Below are 24,333 nucleotides of genomic sequence, written 5' to 3' on the forward strand. Positions count from 1 at the left end.
CCGGACACTGGGACGCTACAGTCGGCGACTACCACCCCGCCGCCCGGCCGGACGATCGAGGTACGCAGCGTGTCGGTTCTGGTTCTGACTCTCGCCGTGAGTGCTGCCTGCTGCCTGGGCTTCGGCTTTGTGCTGCAGCAGAACGCGGCGCGTCAGGCCCCGCTGAGCGACTTCCTCTCCCCGCGGCTGCTCCTCGATCTGGTGAAGGTGCCGCGCTGGCTCGGCGGTATCGGGCTGATGGTGGCCGGCATGGTGCTGGGCGCCATCGCGCTCGGTCAGGGCGAGGTCTCCCTGGTCGAGCCCCTTCTCGCCACGAACCTGCTGTTCGCCCTCGCCCTCTCGCGCAGGCAGACCAAGCAGCCGCTGGGCCGCCAGGGCTGGGCGGGGCTCGCGCTGCTGGCGGGCGGGGTGACCGCGTTCATCGTGGCGGGCGAGCCGCGCGGCGGTACGGCGGTCACCGACCCGTTCCGCCACTGGCTGATCATCGGCGCCATGGTCGGCCTCGCCCTGCTGCTCACGACCTACGCCAAGCGCTCCCGCCTCAGCTCGGGGCCGGTCCTGCTGGCCCTGGCGGCCGGACTGCTCTACGGCGTCCAGGACGCCCTCACCCGGGTCAGCGGCCAGCGCTTCTCCGAGGGCGGTCTCGCCGAGCTGCTGACCGGCTGGCAGCCGTACGCCGTGCTGGTCCTCGGGGTCACCGGGCTCGTCCTGGTGCAGAGCGCGTTCGAGACGGCGCCGCTGCGGATGTCGCTGCCCGCCCTGACCGCGGCCCAGCCGCTCGCCGGGATCGTGTGCGGGGTGGGCTTCCTGGGCGACCGGCTGCGCACCGACACCGCGGCACTGACCTGGGAGGCGGTGGGCCTGGCGGCCGTCGTCACCGGGATCGTGCTGCTGGGGATGCATCCCGCGATGCCGTGCGGTGCGGACCGGTCCGAACCGGCGCGGGACCTGCAGCCGAGCTGAGGTGGGGCGGGGTGTCGCCGGGGGTGGTGGCTGCCCGGTCGGGGGCTGGTGCGGTCCGCGAGCTTCCGCAAGGCCCGGCTCCCCCGCCGGCTGCGGTCCCACGAACATGGCTGCGAAACCGTCGCGGACGCGGGTGCGGTTGGTGCGGGGCGGCGCGCGACCGGGCAGCGGGGCCGGGCACCTACCTGGCGGCGAGGCGTACTTCCGGATGCGGACCTGCGCGCAGCAGGCACGGCCCGGCAACGGCGCCGGCTCGCACCTGACGGCGAGGCCCCGGCATCTGCTTCCCGGCTGCGCACCTGCACGGGCAGCGGCTCCGGGCACCAGGTGGGCTGCGGACCCGCCCACGGAGAGAGGGGAGCAGTCGGTGGGGTGCCGCCCCCGGTACGGCGCGTGGTCCTGCTGGGCCGCGCGTGGGCGGGCTTCGGGACGCCGTCGGACGCAGACCTGCCGGCGGGGACACACGTCGTACCCGGTCGGGTGGTCCCTGCTTGGATGGGGGCATGAGCGCTGCTGACGAGATCCTCGACATCGTCGACGAGAGCGACCAGGTGGTCGCACAGTCCCCGCGGGGTGAGGCCTACGCCCGTGGCCTGCGTCATCGCTGTGTCTTCATCCAGGCCAGGGACGCGGAGGGCCGTCTCTTCGTCCATCGCCGCACGCCCACCAAGCTGGTCTTCCCCTCCCTCTACGACATGTTCGTCGGCGGAGTGGTCGGCGCGGGCGAGTCCTACGACGACGCGGCCCTGCGCGAGGCGGAGGAGGAACTGGGGGTGAGCGGCCTGCCGCGCCCGGAGTACCTCTTCAAGTTCCTGTACGACGACGGCACCGGCCGGACCTGGTGGTCCGCGGTCTACGAGGTCCGCTGCGAGCTCCCGGTCAGTCCGCAGGTGGAGGAGGTCGCCTGGCACGACTTCCTGACCGAGGACGAGGTGGAGCTGCGCCTGCGGGACTGGGAGTGGGTACCGGACGGGCTGGCGGCCTACGAGCGGCTCAAGGCGTACCGGTCGATGGGCTGACCGCCGGGAGCGCCACCGTGATGCGGAGCCCGCCGTCACGGCGCGGGACCACGGAGAGCGTCCCGCCGTGGGCGTGGGTGATCGTCTTCACGATGGCCAGGCCGAGCCCCACGCCCGCGTGATCGGTGTGCACGCGCTCGGTGCCGCGCTGGAACGGCTCGGTGAGCGTGGCGGCCAGCGCCGGGCTCATCTGATCGCCGGTGTTCTCGACCGTGAGCACCACCGCCCCGGGGCGGCCGCCCGTCGTGACCCGCACGGCGCCTCCCTCGGGCAGGTTGTGGATGATCGCGTTGTGCACGAGGTTCGTCGTGAGCTGAAGCAGGAGCGCCTGGGACCCACTGGTGGGGGCGGCGTCCCCACCGGTCTCCACGGTGACGCCGTGCTTCTCCGCGAGGGGCAGGAGTTCCTCGGCCGCCTCTTCCGCGATCAGGGAGAGGTCGACCGGTTCCCGGGAGAAAGACCGCTGGTTGACGCGGCTGAGCAGGAGCAGCGCCTCCGTGAGGTCGATCGCCCGGGCGTTGACGGAGTGCAGGCGGGCGATGACTTCGCCGGTGTCGGCGTGCGGGTCGGCGCGGGCCACGTCGAGCAGCGCCTTCGAGATGGCCAGCGGGGTGCGCAGTTCGTGCGAGGCGTTCGCCGCGAACCTCTGCTGTTCGGCGACATGCGCCTCCAGCCGGGCGAGCATCGCGTCGAAGGCGTCGGCGAGTTCCCTGAACTCGTCCTTGTGCCCCGGCAGCAGGATGCGGTGGGAGAGCGATCCGTGGGTGGCCCGGCGGGTGGCCTCCGTGATGCGGGTCAGCGGGGCGAGCATCCGGCCGGCGAGGATCCATCCGCCCACGAGGCCGAACACCAGCAGGAACGCCAGCACCGCGGCCGCCCTCGGGGCGAAGACCTCCAGAAGGGCGGACCGGACGGGAAAGACACCGCCCGTGGGCCTGTCGTCGGGGTTGTAGAGCATCGCGCGGTCGGGGACGTACCGCAGCAGGAACAGCCACACCGCGGCGAGCAGCAGGAGGCCGGCGACCATGAGGAATCCGGCGTAGCTGAGGGTGAGCTTGAGGCGGACGCTCACCCCGGGCTGCCTGTCCACGGTCCGCTCCCTCCTCGCCGCCCCGTCCTCGGCCGTCAGCGCACGCATGCTCCCGATGCTACGAACCGAGGCATATCGCCGGTGTATCGAAATTCGCATACGGCCGGGCAACATCGCGCCGTCTTGACTTGCTGCGTGTGATCAGCGGTGAGCGAGGACGGACGACGATGACGCACCTGGACACGGCCGAGACCGGACAGGACGGCGAGGGCCGCCAGGACACCGGCTCCGGGACCTGGCACGCCTCCGGGATCCGCCGGGCGGTCCTGCTCGTCGCCCGCGCCGGACCCTGGCGGCGCGGCCCGGTGCTCACCGCGTCGGCGCTGCTGCTCGGCCTGCTGATGCTGCTGCACGGGAGCGTCCCGAACGGGATCGGGCACCTCGGCAGTCTGCTGGAGACCTTCCTGCCGTGGTGCGGCCTGCTCGTGCCGGTGCTGCTGGCCGGGGCGCTGCTGCGCCGCTCCGCCGCCGCGGTGGCCGCGCTGCTGCTGCCCGTCACGGTGTGGCTGAACCTCTTCGGCGGGCTGCTCGGCGACCGGTCCCACTCCGGCGGCGACCTCACCCTGGTCAGCCACAACGTCGGCGCCGACAACCCGGACCCGGCGGGCACCGCCCGCGACCTGGCCGCCTCCGGCGCCGACGTGCTGGCACTGGAGGAGATCACCCCCGAGGCCGAGGGCACCTACGAGAAGGAGCTGGCGGGGACGTACCGGTTCCACGCCGTGCGGGGCACGGTCGGGCTGTGGAGCAGGCTGCCGCTGTCGGACACCCGGCCGGTCGACATCGACATGGACTACGGACCACTGGCCGACACCAAGCCGTTCGACCCGTCCGCGACGCGGGCGCTGCGCACCACGGTGGCCACGGACCGGGGGCCGCTGGTGGTGTACGTGGCCCACCTGGCGTCGGTGCGGGTGACGCCCAGGGACGGCTTCGGCACGGCCCAGCGGGACCGGGGCGTGCAGGCGATCGGCCGGGCCGTCGCCGCCGAGCGGAACGAGCGGGTGGTGCTGCTCGGCGATCTGAACGGCACCCTGGACGACCGTGCGTTCACCGGACTCACCGCGCGACTGACCTCGGCCCAGGACGCGGCCGGGGAGGGCTTCGGCTTCACCTGGCCGGCCGCGTTCCCGATGGCGCGGATCGACCAGATCCTGGTCAGGGGGGTGCGGCCGGAGAGCTCCTGGGTCCTGCCGGACACCGGCAGCGACCATCTGCCGGTGGCGGCGAGGATCAGCTGGTGACCGCCGTGAGCACCGGCAACATCCTGTGACAGCGGGGCCGATAGGCTCGTGCGCGTGATCGATTTCGCACGGAACGTCCGCGCCTGGTTCGCCCCCGAGGAGGTGCGGCAGGAGGGCCGTACCCCCGACTACCGGTTCTCGCTGGCCAATGAACGCACCTTTCTGGCCTGGCTGCGCACCGCCCTCGCGCTGATCGGCGGCGGCTTCGCCGTGGACCAGTTCCTGCCGGACCTGCGCTGGGGGTGGCGGGTCGGCCTGGCGCTGGCGCTGCTCGCGGCGGGCGTGCTGTGCTCGTTGCGGGCGGTCAACCACTGGGTGCGGTGCGAGCGGGCGATGCGGCGGGGCGAGGACCTGCCGGTGTCGCGCTTCCCGGCGCTGCTGAGTCTGGTGGTCGCGGTGGTCGCCGTGGCCATGGTCTTCGTGGTGCTCGTCGGGTGGGAGGGATGAGCGAGAGCGCCGCCGCGGACCGCGATCCGGGTCTCCAGCCCGAACGCACCCGGCTCGCCTGGCGCCGTACGACCCTCTCGGGCACGGTGTCCGCCGTGCTCGCCGTGAAGACCGCGCTGCACGGCGGCCCGTCCCCGGCGGGCCTGGTCGCCTGCGCCCTTGTCATCGCTCTCTGGCTGGGCTTCCTGTACCTCGCCCACCTCCGCATCCGCGCCCTGGCCGCCACCGGCACCCCGACCGGCCTCCCCCCGAGACACGCGACAGCGGCGATCCTGTGCACGGTGGCGATGGCGGCTTGCGGGGCGGCGCTGGTGTTCTGAAGGGGGTCCCGGGGGGGCGTCGGCGCGCCGATCGAGGGGCAGCGTCCTGGCCTGTCTCGGCCTCACCTCCCCACGGGCGCGGGGCTGCATCGATATGCGGCTCCCCCGCGTGGGCGCGACCAGCCTCCACACACGCCCAGCCGACCGACGACCGCACCGACTTGAGCCGACACCACACAGCCCACCCCACAGCCCACCCCTCAGTGCCCACCCCGTCCCACGCCCCCGCCCACCCTCACGCCACACCACCCCGAATCGCCCGATATGCCCCCCGCGCATGGCAGCCTGTCCGACGTCATCGACCGTCGCTTCACCAGGGGAGCATCATGACCACCCTCCACCACGAGCACGCCTCCCACGCGCACGTCCACGGCTCCGGCTGCGGTCACACCGAGGTGCCGCACGAGGGGCATGTCGACTACGCGCACGACGGGCACCTGCACCGGGCGCACGACGGCCACTGGGACGAGTGCGAGCCCGGCGGGCACGTCTCGCACGACGGTCACGACCACCGGCACGGCCAGGACTGCGGACACGAGAGCGTCCTGCACGGCGACCACGTCGACTACCTGCACGACGGCCACCGGCACGCCGAGCACGAGGGCCACTGGGACGACCACTGACCTGACCGGAGAACACCGGGAGGCACCGCCGACAGGTCCCCGCCGCAGCGCGCGGGGACCTGTCGGCCTATCGTGGGCCGGATCACGTTCACCGTTCCCCCTGGACGACATACCGACCAGTCGGCATGATGGTCCGTATCCGTTCACGCGCGCGTAAGGAGCCCTGATGAGCCCCGACCATCCGCCAGGCCTCGACCTCGACCGGCTGCGTGGCCTGCTCGACCGTGAGCGGCCCGGCCTGGTGCAGGGCCCCCTGACCGGCCGGCTCATCGAGGGCGGACGGTCGAACCTCACGTACGCGGTGTCGGACGGCACCACGAAGTGGGTCGTACGACGGCCCCCGCTCGGCCATGTCCTCGCCACCGCGCACGACATGAAGCGCGAGCACCGGGTCATCAGCGCCCTGCACCGCACGGACGTGCCGGTCCCGAACCCGGTCCTGCTGTGCGAGGACCCCGCGAACGAGGCCGCGCCCGGATCGCCGTTCTACGTCATGGAGTTCGTCGAGGGCACCCCGTACCGCACCGCCGACCAGCTCGCCCCGCTGGGCCCCGAGCGCACCCGCGACGCCGTGCTGTCCCTGGTCGACACCCTCGTGGAACTGCACGCGGTGGATCCGGCGGAGGTCGGACTCGCCGACTTCGGGCGCCCTGAGGGCTTCCTGGACCGTCAGCTGCGCCGCTGGGGCAAGCAGCTCGACGCCTCCCGCAACCGCGACCTGGCCGGCATCGACGAGCTGCACGCGACGCTCGGCCGACGTCTGCCCCGGTCCCCCGCGGCCACGGTCGTGCACGGCGACTACCGGCTCGACAACGTCCTGATGGGCGAGGACGACCGCATCAAGGCCATCCTCGACTGGGAGATGTCCACCCTCGGCGACCCGCTCACCGACCTCGGCCTGCTGGTGATGTACAGCCTGCCGCTGGGCATGCCCGACTCCCCGGTCTCCACGACCGCCGAGGCCCCGGGCCACCCGGACCCCGCCGAACTGATCGCGCGCTACGCCGAGCGCTCGGGCCGGGACGTCTCGGCGGTGTCCTGGTACACGGCGTTCGCCTGGTTCAAGCTCGCCGTGATCCTGGAGGGCATCCACTACCGCTACACCCAGGGCCAGACGGTCGGCCGCGGCTTCGACCGCATCGGCGATCTCGTCCCGGTCTTCATCCAGCACGGTCTGACCACTCTTCAAGACGGCATCCAGGAAGGCTGATCCGCATGGACTTCGCGTTCGACGCGCGCACCGAGGAGCTGCGCGCCAAGCTGCTCGCCTTCATGGACGAGTACGTCTACCCCGCCGAGGCCGTCGCGGAGGAGCAGCGGGCGCAGCTGGCCTCGCCGTGGGACACCCCGGCCGTGGTGGAGGAGCTGAAGGCGGAGGCGCGCAGGCAGGGCCTGTGGAACCTCTTCCTGCCCGATTCCGAGTACGGTGCCGGGCTGACCAACCTCCAGTACGCGCCGCTCGCCGAGATCACCGGCCGTTCCCCGCAGCTGGCGCCGACCGCGCTGAACTGCGCGGCGCCGGACACCGGCAACATGGAGGTGCTCGCCCAGTTCGGCGACGAGCAGCAGAAGAAGCAGTGGCTGGAGCCGCTGCTGGCCGGTGAGATCCGCTCGGCGTTCGCGATGACCGAGCCGGAGGTCGCCTCCTCCGACGCCACCAACATCACCACGTACATCGAACGGGACGGCGACGACTACGTCGTCACCGGCCGCAAGTGGTACATCTCCGGGGCGATGAACCCGGACTGCAAGATCTTCATCGTGATGGGCAAGACCGACCCGGACGGCGAGGACATCCGCCGCCAGCAGTCGATGATCCTGGTCCCGCGGGACACCCCCGGCGTCACGGTCAGGCGTGCGATGCAGGTCTTCGGCTACGAGGACCACTACCACGGCGGCCACGCCGAGGTGATCTTCGACCACGCGCGCGTGCCCGCCTCGAACCTGATCGGCGAGGAGGGCGGCGGGTTCGCCATCGCCCAGGCCCGCCTCGGCCCGGGCCGGATCCACCACTGCATGCGGCTGATCGGCATGGCCGAGCGGGCGATCGAGCTGATGTGCCGGCGGGCCGTCTCCCGCACGGCCTTCGGCAAGGCCCTGGCCCAGCAGGGCGTGGTCCACAACTGGATCGCCGACGCGCGCGTGACCGTGGAGCAGCTGCGCCTGCTGGTCCTGAAGACGGCCTGGCTGATGGACACGGTCGGCAACCGGGGCGCGCACACCGAGATCCAGTCCATCAAGATCGCCACGCCCCGCGCGGTCGTCGACATCATCGACCGGGCGATCCAGCTCCATGGCGCGGGCGGTGTCAGCCAGGACTTCCCGCTCGCCGAGCTGTACGCCGGCGCCCGCACCCTGATGATCGCGGACGGCCCGGACGAGGTGCACCAGCGCTCGCTGGCACGCCGGGAGCTGAAGAAGTACCTCTGACAGGCGCTCTACGGCCGCAGGGCCCGCAGGAGGAGGTCGGCCAGGTGGTCGGCCACCTCCTTCGGGCCCATCGGGCCGTCGGGGCGGTACCAGGTGGACAGGTGGTGGACCGAGCCGAAGTGGTAGTCCACGACGAGGTCGGCCGGGGTCGCCTTCGAGAAGACGCCGGCTTCCTGGCCCTCCTCGATGAGCGCGCGGAAGCGCTCGTGGTACTTGCGGCGCTCGGCCCGCACCTGCTTGTTCTTCTCCGGGCTCAGGTGGTGCATCGAGCGGAAGAAGATCATCGCGTCGTCGAGGTTCTCGATCGTGGTGACCACGACGTCCGCGGCGGCGGCCCGCAGCCGCTTCTCGATCGGCTCGTCGGCGTTCGCCAGCGCGTCCAGGCGCTCCTGCTGGACGCGCAGCACGCGCGCGTACACCTCGTGCAGGAGGTCGTCCTTGGAGCCGAAGTAGTGGTAAAGGGCTCCCTTGGTGACACCGGCCGCCTCGACGATCTCCTGCACGGAGGTGCGGTCGTAGCCCTGCTCGGCGAAGAGCCGGGTGGCGGCGGCCAGCAGCCGCTGCGGGACGGGCGTACCGTCTCCGTCCGTCGTCCTGGGCACTGTGCCGCCACCTGCCTTCCGAGAGGTCATTCGCCGTTGTGCGGTCGGGAACGGAGTTCCCGACGGAGGATCTTGCCACTGGCCGTCTTCGGCAGCTCGGGCAGGATCTCCACCTGCCGTGGGTACTTGTAGGCCGCCAGTCTCTCCTTGCAGTACACGGCGAGCGCATCGGGGTCGGTTTCGACACCCGGACGGAGGCTGATGTACGCCTTGACGGTCTCCCCACGGTAGCCGTCGGGCACCCCGACGACGGCCGCCTCGCGCACCGCCGGATGCGTGTACAGCACGTCCTCGACCTCGCGCGGCCACACCTTGAAGCCGGACGCGTTGATCATGTCCTTCTTGCGGTCGACGACGTACAGCCAGCCCTCGGGGTCCATGAACCCGATGTCGCCCGTGCGCAGCTCGCCGTCCGGGAAGGTCTCGGCGGTCGCGTCGGGACGGCGCCAGTAGCCGGGCACGACCTGGGGACCGCGCACGACGATCTCGCCCTGTTCCCCGAAGGGCACCTCGGCACCCTGCTCGTCGACGATCCGGACGACCGTGTCGGGCCCCGGCACGCCCACGGCGAGCGTCCCGGACACCGGGTCGACGGGTGCCTCCCGCTGGGGCGGCACGGACGCGCAGGGCGCGGTGCACTCGGTCAGCCCGTAGCCGTTGCGGATGTACGGCCCGAAACCGTCCCGGAACTTCTCCACCAGGGCGGGCGGCAGCGGGGCCCCGCCCGAGGAGATGTTGACGAAGGACGAGAAGTGCTCCGGGGTGACGTCCGGGTGGGCGGCCAGGGCCATGAACGCGGTCGAGGGGCCGACCGTGTAGTGCGGCCGGTGCTCGGCGAAGGCCTCCAGGACCACGCCCGCCTCGAAGCGGTACGTCAGCACGAGCGTGCCCACGCTGTTCAGACAGGCCCCGAGCTGGCAGACCATGCCGGTGATGTGGAACAGGGGCGCCAGGGCGTAGTACACGGGCGCCTCGGGCAGCCCGAGCCCGGTCCGCTGCCGCTCGGCGTTGTACATGATGTTGCCGTGCGTGTTGGTGGCGCCCTTGGGGGTGCCGCTGGTGCCGGACGTGTAGCTGATCAGCGCGATGTCCGAGGGCATGACGTCCCGTCCCCCGGGTGCCTTGTGCCCGGCCCTCGCGACCGCGGCCAGGTCGTCGGCGTCCTCGGCCTGCGGCAGCCGCTCGAAGGCGAGCACGCGCGCGTCCCCACGGGTCTGGAAGTCCAGCTCGCACCCGGTGAGCACGATCCGCACCGGCGAGCCGGCCGCCGTCTCGCGCAGATACGACTCCCAGGCCCGGTCGGAGCAGATCAGCGCGGCCACCTCGCCGTCCCGCAGGACATGGCCGACCTCCCCCGACTTGTACATGGGGTTGACGGGCACGACGACCGCACCCGCCTTCCAGGCGCCGAGCAGCGCGAGCACGAACAGCGGCGAGTTCTGGAGCAGGATCGCCACCCGGTCGCCGCGCTCCAGACCGCGGGCGGCGAGGTGCCCGGCGACGGAGTCGCTGAGCTCGTCGACCTCGCGGTAGCCGAGCCGCCCGTCGAAGTAGGCGAGGAAGGGTCGCTCCGGCGCCTCGGCGGCGGCCCGGCGCAGGGCGTGCACCAGGGAGTCGTCGGGGGCGATCGGACCGCGCTGGGCCTCGCTGAGCAGGTCGAGCCAGGGCTTGGCGGCGTAACGGGACTCGCTCATCGGACCTCTTCCCACTTGCGCTGGAGGTGGTTCATGCCGGCCAGCCAGCGGTCCGGCTCGGTGGCCCGCGCCTGGTAGTACTCGGCGACCTCGGGGTGCGGCAGGATCAGGAAGCGGTCCTCCTCGATCCCGCGGAACAGCGCCTCGGCCACGTCCTCCGGCTCGACGGCGGTCGGCCTGAGGACCAGGTCCCCCGCGGTGCCGGTGGCGGCGAGCATGTCCGTGCGCACACCCTGCGGGCAGATCGCGTGCACCTTGATCCCCCGGTGCCGGTACGTCAGCGACAGGTACTCGGCGAAGGCGTACGCCCCGTGCTTGGTGACGGCGTACGGGGCGGCCCCGATCATGGTCAGCAGCCCGGCGGCGGAAACGGTCGACACGAACCGCCCGCTCCCCCGCTCCAGCCACCCGGGAAGCAGCGCGTGGGCGGCCCGTACATGGGCCATGACGTTGACGTCCCAGGAGGTGGCCCAGCCGGTCTCGTCGAGCGGCTCGTCGGCGTTCCCGCCCCCGAAGGCGACACCGGCGTTGGCGCAGTAGACGTCGACGACGCCGTTCAGGGCGTCACGAGCGTCGGCGACCACATCGGAGGCGTCCCCGGCGACGGCGATCCCGCCGATCTCCTCGGCCACCGCCTTGGCCCGCCCGGCGTCCAGGTCGTTGACGACGACCCGGGCCCCCTCGGCGGCGAACCGCCGCGCGAGCGCAGCTCCGATGCCACCTCCCGCTCCGGTGACCACCACTCCGGCATCGTGCAGGGCTTCCACCATCGGTCTCCTTCGACTACGGCTCGACTGCGAGCCCAGACTAACCGGTCGGTATGTATGAAGGAAGGGTGAGCGGATTCCCCCAGGGGCGCGGGGAACTGCGCGACCGGCCACGACGCACCCGCACCCTGCCCACAACCCGCGGAAGCACCTAACGTGCACTGCATGCGCCTATCCAGACGAACCCTGCTGACAGCAGCAACGGCAACGGCGTCACTCACCTCCGCATCCCCCACCCAAGCGGCCCACCACCGCAGACGCACCGGTTTCGAGAACCTGGCCGCATCCGGTTACGAACGACTCCACGGCCAGCGCATCGGCATCGTCACCAACCCCACCGGCGTGACCAGAGACGTCCACCACATCGTCGACGTGATGCACACCGACCCCAGGGTTCAGCTCACGGCAGTGTTCGGCCCCGAACACGGCTTCCGCGGCACCGCGCAGGCCGGCGGTTCCGAAGGCCGCCACGACGACCCCGCGACCGGCCTGCCCGTCTACGACACGTACCTGAAGAGCGGCCAGGCCCTCGCCGACATCTTCACCGCCTCCGCCGTGGACACGGTCGTCTTCGACATCCAGGACGTCGGCGCCCGCTTCTACACCTACATCTGGACCCTGTACGACTGCATGGAGGCGGCCCAGCTCGCCGGAAAGCGCTTCGTCGTGCTGGACCGCCCGAACCCGGTCACCGGCCGCGCGGCCCTCGGACCGGTCCTGCACCGGGAGTTCGCGACCTTCGTGGGCCGGCAGCCCATCTCCCAGGCACACGGCATGACCGTCGCGGAGCTGGCCCGGCTCTTCAACGGCGAGTTCCTCACCACCCCGGTCGCCCTGGACACGGTCCTGATGACGGGCTGGCGGCGCTCGCAGTTCTACGACGACTGGGACCTGCCCTGGGTCCCCCCGAGCCCAAACATGCCGACCCCCGACACCGCGCTGGTGTACTCCGGCACCTGTCTCTTCGAGGGCACGAACCTCTCCGAGGGCCGCGGCACCACCCGTCCCTTCGAACTGCTGGGCGCGGAGGGCCTGGACGGCCGCTGGGCCGCGGCCGCGAACGAACTCGGCCTGCCCGGAGTGCACTTCAGGGAGGCCTACTTCGCGCCGACGTTCTCCAAGTTCCAGGGGAAGACGATCGGGGGCGTCCAGATCCACGTCCACGACAGGTCCGCCTACGACCCCGTCCGCACCGGAATCGCCCTGCTCGTGACCGCCAAGCGGACCTGGTCCGGGTTCGGCTGGCGCGCCGACAACTGGATCGACAGGCTCACCGGTTCCGCCCGGGTCCGCACGATGATCGACGCCGGTGCGGACACCGACGAGGTCGTGGCGGGCTGGCGGGAGGAGCTGAGCGCTTTCCGGCGGATTCGAAAGAATTACCTCCTCTACGGATGAGGCGTGGAGTATGGCCAACTTCGCCCGGTAGCAGGACGATGCGCACCACTACGGGGGACGAGGTGGTGCGTGATGGCGGATCCGGCGATGAGCGTGACGCCGTACTGGGAGCTGACCTTCGACGCGGACGGCGACCCGGACACCGACCGGCGGGACCGGCTGCTCGCGGAGGTGGTGGACCGGGGCGTCCGGGACCTGGTCGTGTTCTGCCACGGCTGGAACAGCGACCGTTCGGGGGCGACCCGGCTCTACAGCCGCTTCTTCGAGCCGTTCCCGCAGCTCGCACCGACCGCGAGGCTCGGGTACGTGGGGGTCGTGTGGCCGTCCATGCGGTTCTCGGACGAGCCGATCCCGGACTTCCCGCGGGCCGTGGCCGCCGAGCTGCCGCCGCGGCCGGTGCTGGACAAGGACACCCGGCACGCGCTGCTGGAGACCTTTCCCGGACGGGCCACGGTGATCGACCAGCTAGCCCGGCTGCTGGACCAGCAGCCGCGTGAGGAAGCGGAGTTGGAGGAGTTCGGGCGGCTGGTGCGGATGCTCGTGGAGGTCGTGCCGCCGGGGCCGCAGGCGCTGTTCGCGGCGGACACGCTGGCGGAGGGGGTGCCGCAGGACGAGCCGGAGATCCTCGCCGGGCCTGCGGCGGCGGTGTGCGAGGAGTTCGCGCAGGCCCTCCACCGTCTCGAATCGCCCGCCGACGTACAGGAGTTCACGATTCCCAACCCGTGGGACGGGGCGCACGAACTGCTGCGGCAGGGCACCTACTACGCGATGAAGCGGCGGGCGGGCACGGTCGGCGAGCGCGGGCTCGGCCGGGTCGTCGGGCAGCTCGCGGCGGCGGCGCCCGGGGTGCGCGTGCATCTCGTGGGGCACAGCTTCGGCGGACGGCTGGTGTCGTTCGCGCTGCGCGGACTGCCGGAGGGCGTGCGGACGGTCAAGTCCGTGACGCTGCTCCAAGGGGCCTTCTCGCACTACGCGTTCGCGTCCCGGCTGCCGCACGACGCACGGGCGGGAGGCGTGCTCCAGGGGCAGCAGAACCGTGTCGACGGACCGCTCGTGTGCTGTTTCTCCAGCCATGACTCGGCGCTCGCCACGCTGTACCCGCTGGCCTCGCGGATGGCGGGGGACGCCCGGGGCGTGGCGGCCTTCGACCTCGGCCGGACGCTGGGCGCCAAGTGGGGGGCGATGGGCCACGACGGCGTGCAGTCGGTGCCGGACACGCCGTCCGTCAAGCTGGCCGACGCCCTGCGGAAGCTGCCCGTGAAGGGCTGTGTGAACGTCGACACGGCCGCCGTCGTCAGACGCGGCGGACCGCCCGCGGGGGCGCACAGCGACATCTGCCACCGCGAGCTGGCCCAGCTGGTGCTGGCGGCGGGCCGTATCCACTGACCCGCCGCCAACCGCCTTACCTGCGCCGGTCCTTCTACCGGTGCGAGGTGAACTCCACCACCTGCTGGTACGTCGGACGGTTCTGCCAGCTGATGTTGTAGTGCTTGATGCCGCCCAGGGTGCGCTGCACGATCGAGTCGGCGCACCACTGGTCTCCCGCCGAGCACAGGTCGTCACCGGGGTAGACCTGGGCCGCGGTCTTGCCCGCCGCGGTCTTCAGGGTGCTGATCAGGACGTCCCGGCAGGCGCTGAGGCTGCCGCCGCCGCAGTACTTGTCCGCCAGCGGGCCCCGCACGCTCTCCCCGAGCACCGCGCGGACGTCCTTGTCGACGTAGCTCCACCAGCCGTACTGGAAGGAGCTGCCCGCGTGGGAGCCGGTGGGGCCGTGCGCGGCCGACGGGGATTCGTCGACGGGCAGGTTGGCCTGCATGGCGGTGTACAGGCCGGTGCCGAGGCCGGGTTCGAAGATGCCCTTGGCCAGCAGCGGCCACCACGCGTCCAGGATGCGGATCGCGTCGGCGTCGGCGTACTTCTTCGAACCGGCCGACGTCTCGGTGCGCTTGCCGCCCGCCGTCAGCCACGCCTGGAGCTTGCTCACCGCGGCCGCCGCCGTGGAGTCGGTGACCGTCGAGCTGTTGATCACCTTGAGCAGGTCCGGGAGGACGTCCTCCGCGCGCAGGTCGGCGAGGGCCGCGTCGGCCATGGCCTTCACCAGTGAGGCCCTGGTGACCCCGCCCGCGGCGACCAGCTTCTTGACCCGGTCCTCCAGCAGGTTGCCGCGGTGCACCGAGCCGTCGCCCCAGGGTGCGGTCGTGTAGTCCTTGGCCTGCTTGTTGTTCCAGGAGATGTAGTAGTCCTGGTCGACGGAGTTGGGGTGCGCGGAGGCCGGGGTGTAGTCGGCGGTGTTCGTCGCCGGGTTCCAGTTACGCCACTCGTACGCCGACTGCGCCCACACCGGGAACTCGGCGTCGACGCCGGACGCGCGCACCGGGTTGTCGCCGCTGTTGTAGTACGCGGTGTGCGTGGAGTCGGCGTAGAACCAGTTGAAGGTGTAGTTGATGTGCTGCACCGCGCTCTGGAAGGTCTGCGGGCTCTTGACGTAGTCCGGGTCGTTCAGCATCTGGAAGCCGATGATCGAGTCGGCCTCGTGCATGTAGGAGGAGCGCAGGGTGGTGTAGGCGACCTTCTTGCCGCCGACGGTCGCCCGGTACTCGACGGGGCCGTACTTCGTGCGCCAGACCCGCATCGTGTACGACCCCGCGGCGGTGCCGTCGGCCGTGGTCGGCTTCCAGGAGTTCTTCTGTTCGATCTTCTCCATGGCCGTGCAGGTGCCGTGGTACAGGTAGTGGTAGTCGTCCTGGCACAGTTCGACGGCGTAGGTGTCGATGATGTCCTGGCCGGAGGTGGTGGCGGACCACGAGTAGTCCTGGCCGCGGCCGAGTTCGACGTACATGCTCAGGCCGGCGAAGGAGGCACCGCGGGCGCTGAGGCCCGGGCCCTGGATCTCCTGGAGCATGAGGAGCTGGGGGGCGAAGTAGCCGGTCTGGGGGCCAAAGACGGCGACCGGGTGGCCGCTGGCGGTGTACTTCCCGCTGACCACGAGGGCGTTGGACATGCCGCGCTTGGCCGAGGTGAGCGCGTTCGCGGTCGCCGTGGCGGAGGCCGCGCTCGCGCTCTGGTCGGCGCCGGTGCCCGTGGCGTCGTGGACCAGGGGCTCGGTGGTCACCGAACCGGCGTCGGGCAGCGCCTCACCCTGTGCGTTCGCGGGCTTCGTGGCGTACGGGAAGCTCTCGCCGTTGTGGACGGTGAGGACGGCCTCGGGGTCGTTGCGCTCGCGGAAGGACTCCCAGACCTCGGTGCCCTTCGTCACGCCGTACCGCTCCTGGGCGGCCATCAGCGAGAGCGCGTTGTTGACCTCACCGCCGCCCCCGGACCCGAACAGGGCGCCGATGACGGACGCCAGCGCGACCAGGTCGGTGAGCTTGAAGTGGTCGATGGTGCCGGCGTTGGTGATCGAGTCCTTGTGGCCGGTCAGGACGTACTCGCCGGGGAAGTAACGGCCGCTGTCGGAGGCGTCGATGTAGGCGTTGATGCCGGCGAGGTAGGCGTTGGCGTCGGCGAGTGCCTGTACGCCGCGGGCTCCGTTGGCCGCCACCGCGTTGTCGATCTGCGCCTGGAGGTCGGCCTCGCTGTAGGGGGCGTTGCGCCAGAACTGCTGCTCCAGGCCCTGGTTGGAGGGGGCGCCGCCCGCGAAGGCGGTCAGCTGGCCGCGGCCCACGTGCCGGAAGACGTCCATGAGCCACAGCCGGTCCTGGGCGGCCGCATAGCCCGCGCCGAACTCGGTGCCGTATCGGGTGGTACCGGTGATGTGCGGTACGCCCGTCTTCTTGTCACGGACGATCGTCACGTCGGTGCGTCCGGCGGGGCTCAGGGTGGAGGCCACCTGATCGGACGCCACCCCGAAGGAGGCGTCGTTGAAGAACGTGTTGATCGTCGAACTGGTGAGCGTGGGGTACCCCTTGGCCAGGTTGGCGTAGGGGCCGAGCTGGTCCTCGGCGTGGTCGGGCTGGGTGCCGAAGGCCTGGTTGAGGAGGATCTGCGCGAGGGTCGCGTTGCCGTTCTCGCCGGGCGGCAGGATGTCGGAACACTGGCCGCCGCAGTAGTCGTTCGGCGCCGCGGCCTCGGCGGCGGAGGCCGTCTGGGCAAGCGGGGACAAAAGACCGGCAATCAGGACGCATATGGATGCGGACTTCAGGAACCCGGTGAGTCTGCCGGGAGTTCTCAGTCTGTCGAGTGCGGTGCGTGAGGTGCGCCGTGGCATGGCAGCTCCAACCGACGGGGGGGTGTGGCCGGACGTTACCGCCGGTATCCCCGAGATTGAAGATGAACATGCGTCAAGTTTTGACAGGGGTTCTCGAGCTTATGGGGGGCATCGGAAATCGGATGGAGCCAAATCGCTTGTCGATACGTCTATTCGGCAACGTCGCGCGAAGTCCGTGCGACAACGCCGAAGTGACCGAAGTACAGGTGCAGTTGTGACGGAGGTGCAGGGCGATGGCCGGTTTCCGGAGTCTGGCGAGACAGGTGCGAGATCCGCGGTGCGATCTGGCGCTCCGGCGCTACTCGCTGCGCAAGTGTCTTGAGCGGTTCGCTCCTTACGGGCACAGGGCGACCTGGGACCACTTGTGCTCCCGGGCGGGTTTCGGTCCCGAGGACCGCTCCCCGGACCCAGCGCGGCTCGTGGCCGCACTGGAGGAACTGGAGGAGGCGCGTTCGGTCTGGCTGGCCTACGAGGTCGAGTTCGCCGAGCGGCGCAAGAAGGAGAAGCACGACGGGTTGCGCAGGCCGGGCAGTGTGGACGACTGGCACCGGCTGACCTGGGGCGGGTTCGGAGTCGCGTGGTGCGACGATCCCCGGGTGCACCCCGATGACTCGCTGGCCGAGGTGTTGCGCAGGCTGATCTCCGCGCTGGAGCGCGAGCCGGGCGCGGTGTGTCCGGTGTGCGACGGGGAGCGGCTCGTCTGGAAGTACGAACTGGATCACGAACCCTCGACAGGCCCGGTCTGCGCGGACTGCGGGATCCTGGTGCCGCGGCCCGTGCTCACACCCGAGGCCCTGGCGGACGCCAGGCGCGGACGGTTGCTGATGTCGGCCTAGCGTGTGGGCGCGCCGGGGGTGCGCCGGGGATGCCGCACCCCCTGTTGAACAGGCCCGGAATGTCAGTGCCGCCTGGCACCATCGAGGAATGGTGCAGGTGTGTCTCAACGGTCCGCGCGGCACCGCCGACGGATCGGCGGTGCCCCTCACGCCCTTGGCGATGGCCCAGTCGGCGGCCGAGGCCGTGGCCGCGGGCGCCACGGACATCCATGTCCACCCCAAGACACCGTGCGGGCGGGACAGCCTGTCGCCGCGGGTGGTCGCGGCGACGCTGGACGCGATCCGCGCACGGGTGTCGGTCCCCGTCGGTGTGACGACCGGCGCCTGGGCGGAGCCGGACCCGGCGGGCCGGATCGCCCGTGTCCGGAGCTGGACCGTGCTGCCCGACCACGCCTCGGTGAACTGGCACGAGCCGGGGGCCGAGTCGCTCGCGGCGGCGCTGATCGACCGGGGCGTCGGCGTGGAGGCCGGCATCTGGTCCGGTACGGACGCGGCCGAGCGGTTCGCGGTGTCCCCGCTCGGGCCGAAGGTGCTGCGTGTCCTCGCGGAGGTGACGGACACCGACGCGGCGGAGACCACCGCGCGCACGCTGCTCGACGGGCTCGGCAGGGCCCACGGTCGCCCGGTGCTGCTGCACGGCGAGGACGGCGGCGCCTGGCCGGTGCTGCGGCTGGCCGGGCGGCTCGGTCTCGCGACGCGGGTCGGCCTGGAGGACATGCTGGTCCTGCCGGACGGCCGACGCGCCGCGTCCAACGCTCAGCTGGTGGCCGAGGGACTGGCCCAGTACGGGTGGGCCCAGCGGTCGTCGTAGGGCAGGGCGAGGAGTTCGGCCTTCTTGGCCAGGTCGGGCTCGTCGCGGGCGCGGAGCCGGTCGGGGGCGTACTGGGCGAGCCAGGCCCGCAGTGCGGGCACGGCCGTCTCCTCGCCCTGGAGGAACCAGCCGAACGGCGACTCGTCGACGAGCAGTTCGTCCAGCCACCGGTCGACGCAGCGCGCGAGGTGCGCGTCGGCGACCGGGCTCGCGTGCCAGCGGTCGAGGAGCGGGGTGACCGAGCGGAGCACGGAGGCGCACAGCTCGAAGATCTCGACGATCCGGTACGGAGGCTCCGGCGCCGCGAGGACGTCCGCCCACCAGGCGAGCACGAACGTCTCCACGGCGGCGGACTGGTCTGCGGGCCAGGTACGCCAGTCGACGACGGCCAGTCCGTGGAAGCCGAGGCCGAGCGGCTCCATCTCCCCCATGACCAGCGCCCGCGCGCCCTGCGGCAGCAGCCGGCGCATCGCGGCCTCCTGGTCGTCGAAGTGGTCGGACACCTCGAAGGCGTACATCCGCAGCACGTCCGCCGGGATCCGGACGTACGGCGTGCGCAGGTACGCGGCCTCCTCGGGGAGGTGGCAGAGCTCGCAGGCCGACTCGCCCGGGCTGGTGCAGCCGTTGAAGACGGTGTCGATGTCGGCGAGAGCCGCGTCAAGGGCCGGTGAGGTCATGGGAGTTGATCCCGTCAGGACTCCGGGCACGGAGTCGCCGCCGGCCGAAGATCGCGACGCTACCAGGCCCGGTGAGGGCGCACCAGCGGGTTCCGGTACGGCCGGGCGGAACGGGTGCCGCGCCCGGCCGTACGGTTCAGCGGCACTGTTCCCGGTCGCGGCGGCCGTTGCCCTGCCCGCCCCCGCCCCGCTCCACCAGCAGCCGCGAACCGGTCAGCCGGTCGCCGAAGACGTCGTCCGGGTTGGACAGGACACAGGTGTCGAGGGAGAGGCAGCCGCAGCCGATGCAGTCGGTGAGGTGGTCGCGGAGGCGGTTCAACTGCTTGATGCGCTCGTCGAGTTCGGAGCGCCAGGCCTCGGAGAGGCGGGCCCAGTCCTCGCGGGTGGGGGTGCGCTCCTCGGGGAGCTCCGACAGGGCGTCGCGGATCGTGGCCAGGGGGATGCCGACGCGTTGGGCGGCCCGGACGAACGCGACCCGGCGCAGCGCGTCACGGGAGTACCGGCGCTGGTTGCCCGTGGTGCGGCGGCTGCTGATCAGGCCCTTGGACTCGTAGAAGTGCAGGGCGGAGACGGCGGCGCCGCTGCGGGCGGCGAGCTGGCCGACCGTGAGTTCGTGGATCTTCTCGGGAATCTGGGGCACCCCTCGAAGCCTACCCATGCCGTCACCCTCGCGGTCCGTTGACAGGGGCTTCCCGGCGGACCATGCTAAGCAGTCGCTTAGACATCATGTGGCGAGGAGGCCAGGGACATGGCAGAGCCGAGGATCTTCACGGGCGTCGACGACCTGAAGGCGGCGGTGGGCGAGCAGCTCGGGTACACCGACTGGCTGGAGGTCGACCAGAAGCGCATCGACCTGTTCGCGGACGCCACGGGTGACCACCAGTGGATCCACGTCGACCCGGAGAAGGCCGCGCAGGGCCCCTTCGGCACGACGATCGCGCACGGCTATCTCACCCTGTCCCTGCTGCCGCTGTTCGGACCGCAGCTGATCAAGGTCGAGGGTGTGAAGATGGGCGTCAACTACGGGACGAACAAGGTGCGTTTCCCCGCGCCGGTACCCGTCGGCTCCCGCCTGCGCGCCACCGCCACGATCACCGGCGTGGACGACGTGGCGGGGGGCGTCCAGGTCACCGTCGCCTTCAGCGTGGAGCGCGAGGGCGGGGACAAGCCGGTGTGCGTGGCGGAATCGGTGTCCCGCTACTACCTCTGAGCGGTTACTTGGCCCCCACCATCCGCAGCACGAGGTCGGCGTCGAGCGCGCCGACCTCGTCGGGGGTCCAGGGGCCGTCGACGTTGAACCAGCGGGCCACGTCGATGCAGAGCGACATGACGGCGAGGGTGGTGCCCCGGACGTCGAGCACGTCGAACTCGCCGGAGGCCACGCCGTCCTCGATGATCCCGCGCACCTCGGCGTCGCACTGGCGGCGCAGGGCGAGGATCTCGGCGCGGGCGTCGGGGCCGAGGGAGTCGAGTTCGTACTGGACGACCCGGGCGGTGGTGCGGCCGCCGGCGTGCCAGCGCACGAAGGAGCTCACCGCGTCCGCGAGCCGCTCGGTCGCGGTGCCCTCGCGGCGGGCCGCGACCTGGAGGATCTCCAGCGCCTTCGTGTGACCGATGCGGCTGATGCGGTGGAGCAGCTCTTCCTTGGTCTTGTAGTGGATGTAGAGCGCGGCGGGGCTCATGCCGGCCCGGCCCGCGATGTCCCGGGTCGTGGTGGCGTGGTAGCCGCGCTCGGCGAACGCCTCCACCGCGGCTACGAGCAGCCGCCGCGCCGCGTCGGGCGTGACCTCGCCCCACGCCGACGTCTCGCCGCCGGCCGTCTCCTCCGCCGTACTCATCGCACGCCCCTCTCCACTGTCAGAACCCCCACCATACCGCCGAACCTGAGCGAGCGCTTAGCCTCCCCGCCCAGCGGGGCGCCTGCGGCGGGCGGGAGCGGGCGTTGCGGAGCGTGGGGCGCGGTCGGTCCGGGGGAGCCGGCAACAGTGGACGCCTGTCCCCGGGGGCCGAGGGCGGCCCACGACCACCGACATTCGAACCCTCGTCGACGGGACACAGCCGTGTTCCCGCGGGCCCAAGGGAGGGGGAGAGTCTTGGGGCGGTTGGGCCGGGGGCGGGCGGCGTGGGTGGGGTCCCCTCCGGGGTGGGACGTTCGCGGTCCCTCAGCCCGCGCCGCCTCCCGTCACAGCTTCTCGAAGGGGTCGTGTTCGGCGAGGAGTTTCTCCAGGCGGGCCTGGTCGACTCGGCTGACGATCTGGCCGGCCTCCTGGCGGTCGCGGATGACCTTGGCGAGGGTGAAGGCGGAGGTGACCAGGTAGAGAACGGCGATCGCCAGGAAACCCCGCACCCAGGCGTCGGCGTTCAGGCGGAAGATGCCGACGGCCGTGGCGGCCATGGCCACGGCGAAGGAGGCCACGGCCTGGCCGTAGAAGGCCGCCGTGTTCTGCTGCTTGACCGGTGTGTCACTCATGGCGAGAGTCTCGGCCACACGTGGCACGGGCCACATCCGCTCAGGTACTCAGTCGGTACTCAGAACGCCGAGACCCCCGTCAACGCCCGCCCGATCACCAGCTTCTGGATCTGGCTCGTGCCCTCGTACAGGGTCATCACCCGGGCGTCGCGCAGCAGTTTGCCCGCCGGGTACTCGTCGATGTACCCGTACCCGCCGAACACCTGCAGCGCGTTGTTCGCGGCGCGCACCGCCGCCTCCGAGGCGAAGAGCTTGGCCTTGGAGGACTCGACGGCGAAGGGCTCGCCGCGGTCGATCAGGTCGGCCACCCGCCAGGTCAGCAGCCGGGCCGCGTCCACGTCCACGGCGATGTCACTGATCAGCTCCTGGACCAGTTGGTGCCCGGCGATCGGCTTGCCGAACTGCTCGCGCTCCCCGGCGTACCGGACGGCCGCGTCCAGTGCCGCCTGGGCGATGCCCACGCACCCCGCCGCCACCGACATCCGCCCCTTGGCCAGCGCGGACATGGCGACGGAGAACCCCTTGCCCTCCTCGCCGAGCATCGCGGAGGCGGGTACGCGGACCCCCTCCAGGACCAGTTCGGCGGTCGCCTGGCCGCGCAGCCCGAGCTTGCCGTGGATCGTGCGGCGGGTGAGGCCGGGTGCGTCCGCCGGCACCAGGAAGGCGGAGACGCCCTTGTGGCCGGGAGCGTCCGTCGACCGGGCGAACAGCAGCACCACATCGGCCCACGTGCCGTTGGTGATGAACATCTTGGTGCCGTCGATGACGTAGTCGTCGCCGTCCCGCACCGCGCGCGTGGCGAGGTTGCCCGCGTCGGAGCCGGTGCCGGGCTCGGTGAGGCCGAAGCAGCCGACGTACGCGCCGGAGGTGAGCCCGGGGAGCCAGCGCCGCTTCTGCTCCTCGGTCCCCCACGCGGCGACCGTCTTGGCGACGAGCCCGAGGGAGACGGACACGATCCCGCGCACGGACGAGTCACCCCGCCCGAGCTCCTCGGTGACCAGGCAGTACGCCAGGTGGTCGCCGCCCGAGCCGCCGTACTCCTCGTCGATCGTCAGGCCGAGGAAGCCGACCTCGCCGAGCTTCTTGACAAGGGACCGGTCGACCTCCTCGGCACGGTCCCAGGCGACGACGTGGGGTGCGATCTCGCGGTCCACGAAGTCCCGCGCGAGCCGCCGGACGGCGGTCTGCTCCTCGCTGAGCCCCAGGTCGACCACGAGATCACCTCACTTGAGAAGGACACCTTTAAATTAGCACTGCTAGTTTCTTGTTCGCAGCCCTACTATGTGCGCCATGGCCCGACCGCGCAAGCCCCTGCTCAGCACCGACCGGATCGTCGAGACGGCACGCGCCCTCGTGGACGCGGAGGGCCTCGCGGCGCTGTCCACGCGCCGGCTGGCGGCGGAGCTCGGGGTCAGCGGGCCGTCCCTCTACAACCACTTCCGCACGAAGGACGAGATCCTGGAGGCGGTCGCCGACTCGGTGAGCGCCCAGGTCGACCTGTCGATGTTCGAGGACGGCCGGGCCTGGCGGACCGCCCTGCACGACTGGGCCGTCTCCTACCGCACCGCCCTGCGCGACCACCCCAACATCGTCCCGGTCCTCGCCCAGGGCCCCGGCCGCCGCCCCGCGGGCCTGCGCCTCGCCGACGCGGTCTACGGCGCGATGGTCGACGCGGGCTGGCCACCGGCGCAGGCGACCTCCATCGGCGCGCTGATGCGGTACTTCATCATGGGCTCCGCGCTCGGTTCGTTCGCCGGGGGCTTCGTGGACGACGCGAGCGCGTACGACCCCGCCGACTACCCCCACCTCGGCCAGGCCCACCTTCTCGCCGAGCAGCAGGAGAAGATCGACGAGCGGGCCTTCGAGACGGGGCTCAGGGCTCTGCTGGACGGGCTGGTGCAGCAGTACGAGCAGGTCGGGCGCCCCGCATAGGCATGTCCCGGCAGGCGCCGAGGACATTTCGGTGGGCGCCGAAACATCCCTGCCCCATGCTGGAACGCATGACCAAGGACCCGCAGGCGCTCCCGCTGGCGAGGCTCGCCGCCCTGATCGCCGACGAGACCCGGGCCGCCTGCCTCCTGGCCCTCCTCGACGGCCGGGCCTGGACCGCGGGTGAACTGGCCCGCCACGCGGGAGTCGCCGCCTCGACCCTGAGCGAGCACCTCGGCAAGCTGGTCGCGGGCGGACTGCTGACGCAGGAGCGGCAGGGGCGCCACCGGTACGTGCGGCTCGCCGACGCGCGGGTGGCCCACCTGGTCGAGGACCTCGCGGCACAGGTGGCCCCCGAACAGGACACGGCCCGGCGCCCGCGAAACCTGCGGGAGTCGAGCGCCGGATCGGCGATGGCCCGGGGCCGCACGTGCTACGACCACTTCGCGGGCCGCCTGGGCATCGCCCTGACCGACGCCCTGACGTCCCGCGGACTGCTGCGCCAGGACACGGGTTTCGCCCTCACCGACGCGGGCCTCGCATGGTTCGGGGCCGCGGGCATCCCCCTCGACCGCCGGGGCCGCCGCCCGCTGGCCCGGGCCTGCCTCGACTGGACCGAACGCCGTCCGCACCTGGCGGGGGTGGCGGGGGCGGCCCTGTGCCGGCACGCGCTGGACGCGGGCTGGTGCGTCCGCATCGGCTCGCAACGGGCCGTGAAGGTGACGGCGGCGGGAGAGCGGGTGTGGGCCGAACTCCTGGGCGTCGACACGGAAGCGCTGCGCTGAGCCCCGCCGACCACCCGTCCG

The 24,333-nt window shown here is 71.7% G+C and carries 25 protein-coding genes; 15 read left to right on the forward strand and 10 right to left on the reverse strand.

Annotated features, from left to right (window positions below):
- The first annotated feature begins 69 nt into the window (after positions 1-69).
- Complete coding sequence (locus M2163_RS13880) at positions 70-963, forward strand: DMT family transporter (RefSeq protein ID WP_280894098.1); 894 nt, start codon at positions 70-72, stop codon at positions 961-963.
- Positions 964-1,466: 503 nt separating this feature from the next.
- Positions 1,467-1,982 (forward strand): NUDIX domain-containing protein, encoded by a 516-nt coding sequence (locus tag M2163_RS13885; RefSeq protein WP_280852483.1) that lies wholly within the window; start codon positions 1,467-1,469, stop codon positions 1,980-1,982.
- On the opposite strand, the gene M2163_RS13890 is transcribed toward M2163_RS13885, so the two are convergent.
- Entirely contained in the window at positions 1,957-3,054 is a 1,098-nt protein-coding gene (locus M2163_RS13890; RefSeq protein ID WP_280854243.1) for a HAMP domain-containing sensor histidine kinase, read from the reverse strand. The two genes, M2163_RS13885 and M2163_RS13890, sit on opposite strands and share 26 nt — an antisense overlap.
- A gap of 185 nt (positions 3,055-3,239) precedes the next feature.
- Between M2163_RS13890 and M2163_RS13895 the strand changes: the two genes are divergently transcribed.
- The 6 genes from M2163_RS13895 to M2163_RS13920 all read left to right on the forward strand — a co-directional run bounded on the left by M2163_RS13895 (position 3,240) and on the right by M2163_RS13920 (position 8,136).
- Positions 3,240-4,316: an endonuclease/exonuclease/phosphatase family protein gene (locus M2163_RS13895; protein ID WP_280894099.1), complete on the forward strand. Its 1,077-nt coding sequence runs from the start codon at positions 3,240-3,242 to the stop codon at positions 4,314-4,316.
- A 54-nt stretch (positions 4,317-4,370) separates the two neighbouring features.
- Entirely contained in the window at positions 4,371-4,763 is a 393-nt protein-coding gene (locus M2163_RS13900; RefSeq protein WP_280852481.1) for a DUF202 domain-containing protein, read from the forward strand.
- Complete coding sequence (locus M2163_RS13905) at positions 4,760-5,083, forward strand: DUF202 domain-containing protein (RefSeq protein ID WP_280894100.1); 324 nt, start codon at positions 4,760-4,762, stop codon at positions 5,081-5,083. The genes M2163_RS13900 and M2163_RS13905 overlap by 4 nt, the downstream gene beginning before the upstream one ends.
- A gap of 326 nt (positions 5,084-5,409) precedes the next feature.
- Complete coding sequence (locus M2163_RS13910; RefSeq protein WP_280852479.1) at positions 5,410-5,706, forward strand: hypothetical protein; 297 nt, start codon at positions 5,410-5,412, stop codon at positions 5,704-5,706.
- A gap of 166 nt (positions 5,707-5,872) precedes the next feature.
- Entirely contained in the window at positions 5,873-6,916 is a 1,044-nt protein-coding gene (locus M2163_RS13915; RefSeq protein ID WP_280894101.1) for a phosphotransferase family protein, read from the forward strand.
- Positions 6,917-6,921: 5 nt separating this feature from the next.
- Positions 6,922-8,136: an acyl-CoA dehydrogenase gene (locus M2163_RS13920; RefSeq protein ID WP_280852477.1), complete on the forward strand. Its 1,215-nt coding sequence runs from the start codon at positions 6,922-6,924 to the stop codon at positions 8,134-8,136.
- 8 nt (positions 8,137-8,144) lie between these two features.
- Here M2163_RS13920 and M2163_RS13925 read toward each other — a convergent pair whose 3' ends face one another.
- The 3 genes from M2163_RS13925 to M2163_RS13935 are packed head-to-tail and all read right to left on the reverse strand — an operon-like array spanning position 8,145 to position 11,202.
- The gene (locus M2163_RS13925; RefSeq protein WP_280852476.1) at positions 8,145-8,738 is read right to left on the reverse strand and encodes a TetR/AcrR family transcriptional regulator; all 594 of its coding nucleotides are present in this window, start codon (positions 8,736-8,738) and stop codon (positions 8,145-8,147) included.
- A 26-nt stretch (positions 8,739-8,764) separates the two neighbouring features.
- Positions 8,765-10,432, reverse strand: coding sequence for an AMP-binding protein (locus M2163_RS13930; RefSeq protein WP_280894102.1), 1,668 nt, complete (start codon positions 10,430-10,432; stop codon positions 8,765-8,767).
- Positions 10,429-11,202: an SDR family NAD(P)-dependent oxidoreductase gene (locus M2163_RS13935; RefSeq protein ID WP_280894103.1), complete on the reverse strand. Its 774-nt coding sequence runs from the start codon at positions 11,200-11,202 to the stop codon at positions 10,429-10,431. Before M2163_RS13935 ends, M2163_RS13930 begins: the two co-directional genes overlap by 4 nt.
- Positions 11,203-11,364: 162 nt before the next feature.
- Here M2163_RS13935 and M2163_RS13940 point away from each other — a divergent pair, with 162 nt between their 5' ends.
- Positions 11,365-12,597, forward strand: a complete 1,233-nt coding sequence (locus M2163_RS13940) for a DUF1343 domain-containing protein (RefSeq protein WP_280894104.1) — start codon at positions 11,365-11,367, stop codon at positions 12,595-12,597.
- 72 nt (positions 12,598-12,669) lie between these two features.
- Positions 12,670-13,983 carry a serine-threonine protein kinase gene (locus tag M2163_RS13945; RefSeq protein WP_280852472.1) on the forward strand — a complete coding sequence of 438 codons (1,314 nt, stop codon included), beginning with the start codon at positions 12,670-12,672 and terminating at the stop codon, positions 13,981-13,983.
- Between the two features lie 34 nt (positions 13,984-14,017).
- Here the strand turns inward: M2163_RS13945 and M2163_RS13950 are convergent, their stop codons facing one another.
- Positions 14,018-16,804 (reverse strand): penicillin acylase family protein, encoded by a 2,787-nt coding sequence (locus M2163_RS13950; protein WP_280894105.1) that lies wholly within the window; start codon positions 16,802-16,804, stop codon positions 14,018-14,020.
- A 233-nt stretch (positions 16,805-17,037) separates the two neighbouring features.
- On the opposite strand from M2163_RS13950, the gene M2163_RS13955 reads away from it, so the two are divergent.
- Entirely contained in the window at positions 17,038-17,640 is a 603-nt protein-coding gene (locus M2163_RS13955; protein ID WP_053850258.1) for a hypothetical protein, read from the forward strand.
- A gap of 88 nt (positions 17,641-17,728) precedes the next feature.
- Positions 17,729-18,451 (forward strand): 3-keto-5-aminohexanoate cleavage protein, encoded by a 723-nt coding sequence (locus M2163_RS13960; RefSeq protein WP_280894106.1) that lies wholly within the window; start codon positions 17,729-17,731, stop codon positions 18,449-18,451.
- Here the strand turns inward: M2163_RS13960 and M2163_RS13965 are convergent.
- The gene (locus tag M2163_RS13965; RefSeq protein ID WP_280894107.1) at positions 18,397-19,128 is read right to left on the reverse strand and encodes a hypothetical protein; all 732 of its coding nucleotides are present in this window, start codon (positions 19,126-19,128) and stop codon (positions 18,397-18,399) included. The two genes, M2163_RS13960 and M2163_RS13965, sit on opposite strands and share 55 nt — an antisense overlap.
- A 136-nt stretch (positions 19,129-19,264) precedes the next feature.
- Positions 19,265-19,768 carry a redox-sensitive transcriptional activator SoxR gene (gene soxR, locus M2163_RS13970; protein ID WP_280852468.1) on the reverse strand — a complete coding sequence of 168 codons (504 nt, stop codon included), beginning with the start codon at positions 19,766-19,768 and terminating at the stop codon, positions 19,265-19,267.
- 108 nt (positions 19,769-19,876) lie between these two features.
- On the opposite strand from soxR, the gene M2163_RS13975 reads away from it, so the two are divergent.
- Entirely contained in the window at positions 19,877-20,338 is a 462-nt protein-coding gene (locus M2163_RS13975; RefSeq protein WP_280852467.1) for a MaoC family dehydratase, read from the forward strand.
- A gap of 4 nt (positions 20,339-20,342) precedes the next feature.
- Here the strand turns inward: M2163_RS13975 and M2163_RS13980 are convergent, their stop codons facing one another.
- The 3 genes from M2163_RS13980 to M2163_RS13990 all read right to left on the reverse strand — a co-directional run bounded on the left by M2163_RS13980 (position 20,343) and on the right by M2163_RS13990 (position 22,812).
- Positions 20,343-20,966, reverse strand: a complete 624-nt coding sequence (locus tag M2163_RS13980) for a TetR/AcrR family transcriptional regulator (RefSeq protein WP_280894108.1) — start codon at positions 20,964-20,966, stop codon at positions 20,343-20,345.
- Between the two features lie 344 nt (positions 20,967-21,310).
- On the reverse strand, positions 21,311-21,598 hold the full coding sequence (locus M2163_RS13985) for a YiaA/YiaB family inner membrane protein (RefSeq protein WP_020117785.1): 288 nt from the start codon (positions 21,596-21,598) through the stop codon (positions 21,311-21,313).
- A 59-nt stretch (positions 21,599-21,657) separates the two neighbouring features.
- Positions 21,658-22,812 (reverse strand): acyl-CoA dehydrogenase family protein, encoded by a 1,155-nt coding sequence (locus M2163_RS13990; protein ID WP_280894109.1) that lies wholly within the window; start codon positions 22,810-22,812, stop codon positions 21,658-21,660.
- A 76-nt stretch (positions 22,813-22,888) separates the two neighbouring features.
- On the opposite strand from M2163_RS13990, the gene M2163_RS13995 reads away from it, so the two are divergent.
- Together M2163_RS13995 and M2163_RS14000 are read left to right on the forward strand one after the other, a co-directional pair.
- Positions 22,889-23,530, forward strand: a complete 642-nt coding sequence (locus M2163_RS13995) for a TetR/AcrR family transcriptional regulator (protein ID WP_280852464.1) — start codon at positions 22,889-22,891, stop codon at positions 23,528-23,530.
- 68 nt (positions 23,531-23,598) lie between these two features.
- On the forward strand, positions 23,599-24,312 hold the full coding sequence (locus M2163_RS14000) for a winged helix-turn-helix domain-containing protein (RefSeq protein ID WP_280894110.1): 714 nt from the start codon (positions 23,599-23,601) through the stop codon (positions 24,310-24,312).
- The last annotated feature ends 21 nt before the right edge of the window (positions 24,313-24,333 follow it).

It is taken from the genome of Streptomyces sp. SAI-135 (genome assembly GCF_029893805.1).
Classification (GTDB): domain Bacteria; phylum Actinomycetota; class Actinomycetes; order Streptomycetales; family Streptomycetaceae; genus Streptomyces.